The organism is Ruegeria sp. BHSB058 (assembly GCF_059613285.1).
Window position 1 is genome coordinate 1 of sequence record NZ_JBXWSF010000172.1, and the last position, 2318, is coordinate 2318.

Genomic DNA, 2318 nt, shown 5'->3' on the forward strand with positions numbered 1-2318 from the left:
TACTAGGTTTGGCGGTGACCTACTCTCCCGGGGCTTGAGCCCAAGTACCATTGGCGCGGCGGCACTTAACTTCCGGGTTCGGAATGGGACCGGGTGTTTTGCTCGCGCTATGACCACCAAACCGAGGAAAATCCCCGTCGCTCTTTTTGCTTTGCAAAAAGGCGACGCGCGGGAGGCAGCGTATTCGCTTGCGAATGCGCGTTCCCGCACGGTTGTTGTATCAATCAACACCGTGCGATCCGCTTATGCGGATTGTCACGTCATTGTCCAACTCAAGGTGTGTATGTTTTTGGCTTTTTGATTTCGCCTACCGCTTCGCTACTTGAGGCGGTGGGTGTCTTTCCATTACTGGATCAAATCAAGCCTATCGGGCGATTAGTACCGGTCAACTGAACGCATTGCTGCGCTTACATCTCCGGCCTATTGACGTGGTGGTCTTCCACGGCCCTCAGGGAGACCTTGTTTTGAGGGGGGCTTCCCGCTTAGATGCCTTCAGCGGTTATCCTGTCCGATCATAGCTACCCTGCACTGCCGTTGGCACGACAACAGGTCCACCAGTGGATCGTTCACCCCGGTCCTCTCGTACTAGGGGCAACTCCTCTCAAGTCTCCTACACCCACGGCAGATAGGGACCGAACTGTCTCACGACGTTCTAAACCCAGCTCACGTACCTCTTTAAACGGCGAACAGCCGTACCCTTGGGACCTGCTCCAGCCCCAGGATGAGATGAGCCGACATCGAGGTGCCAAACACTGCCGTCGATATGGACTCTTGGGCAGTATCAGCCTGTTATCCCCGGCGTACCTTTTATCCGTTGAGCGATGGCCCTCCCACTTGGGACCACCGGATCACTATGGCCGACTTTCGTCTCTGCTCGACTTGTCAGTCTCGCAGTCAGGCTGGCTTCTGCCATTGCACTCAACGAGCGATTTCCGACCGCTCTGAGCCAACCTTCGCGCGCCTCCGTTACGCTTTAGGAGGCGACCGCCCCAGTCAAACTACCCGCCACGCAGGGTCCCGGATCCGGATGACGGACCGCGGTTAGACATCAAGAGTGCGAAGGGTGGTATCTCAAGGGAGGCTCCACAGGTACTTGCGTTCCTGCTTCAAAGCCTACCACCTATCCTGCACATCACAATCCTGATGCCAGTGCGAAGCTGTAGTAAAGGTGCACGGGGTCTTTCCGTCTAACCGCGGGAAGCCTGCATCTTGACAGGCAATTCAATTTCGCTGAGTCGATGTTGGAGACAGCGGGGAAGTCGTTACGCCATTCGTGCAGGTCGGAACTTACCCGACAAGGAATTTCGCTACCTTAGGACCGTTATAGTTACGGCCGCCGTTTACCTGGGCTTCAATTCGGAGCTCTCACCCCTCCTTTTAACCTTCAGGCACCGGGCAGGCGTCAGACCCTATACGTCGTCTTGCGACTTCGCAGAGCCCTGTGTTTTTAATAAACAGTCGCCACCCCCTGGTTTGTGCCCCCAGCCCCTAGTTGCCTAGGAACCGGGCCTCCTTCTCGCGAACTTACGGAGGTATTTTGCCGAGTTCCTTCAACATCGTTCTCTCAAGCGCCTTGGTATGCTCTACCAGTCCACCTGTGTCGGTTTAGGGTACGGTCTGATGGAGGGCTATTTCCAGGAACCACTCAGCGGCCCACCCAATCCGATAAGGGTGAACAACAGTCGTGATCCGTCACATCCTCCTGGCACAGGAATATTAACCTGTTTCCCATCGCCTACGCCTTTCGGCCTCGGCTTAGGGGCCGGCTTACCCTGCTCAGATTAGCTTTAAGCAGGAACCCTTGGACTTTCGGCGAGAGTGTCTCTCACACTCTTTGTCGCTACTCATGTCATCATTCTCACTAGTGATCTCTCCACCGGATCGCTCACGCGCCGGCTTCATCGAAAGGACTCTATCCTGCGCTACCGCCTGTTCGGCTACTTGAGCGCGATTTCTCGCGCCAAATGACCGGCGGCAATACAGGATAAGTCCTATGTCACACTACGCTCTGCTACCATGCCTTACGGCATCCTAAGCTTCGGCTCATGGCTTGAGCCCCGTTACATCTTCGCCGCAGGACAACTTGTTTAGACCAGTGAGCTGTTACGCTATCTTTAAAGGATGGCTGCTTCTAAGCCAACCTCCTGGTTGTTTTGGTCGTCCCACCTGCTTTCCCACTTAGCCATGAATTGGGGGCCTTAGCTGTAGGTCAGGGTTGTTTCCCTCTCCACTACGGACGTTAGCATCCGCAGTGTGTCTGCCATCTAGTACTCCCGGGTATTCGGAGTTTGGTTAGGATCAGTAAGCCTGTGGGGCCC

At 55.3% G+C, this 2318-nt stretch carries 2 rRNA genes; both read right to left on the bottom strand.

Annotated elements, in window-relative coordinates:
- Window positions 1-6 precede the first annotated feature (6 nt).
- Window positions 7-121: ribosomal RNA gene (rrf, locus tag AC2FNB_RS21075) — 5S ribosomal RNA — on the bottom strand.
- 233 nt (window positions 122-354) lie between these two features.
- Window positions 355-2318, bottom strand: a 23S ribosomal RNA gene (locus AC2FNB_RS21080); the annotation flags it as partial.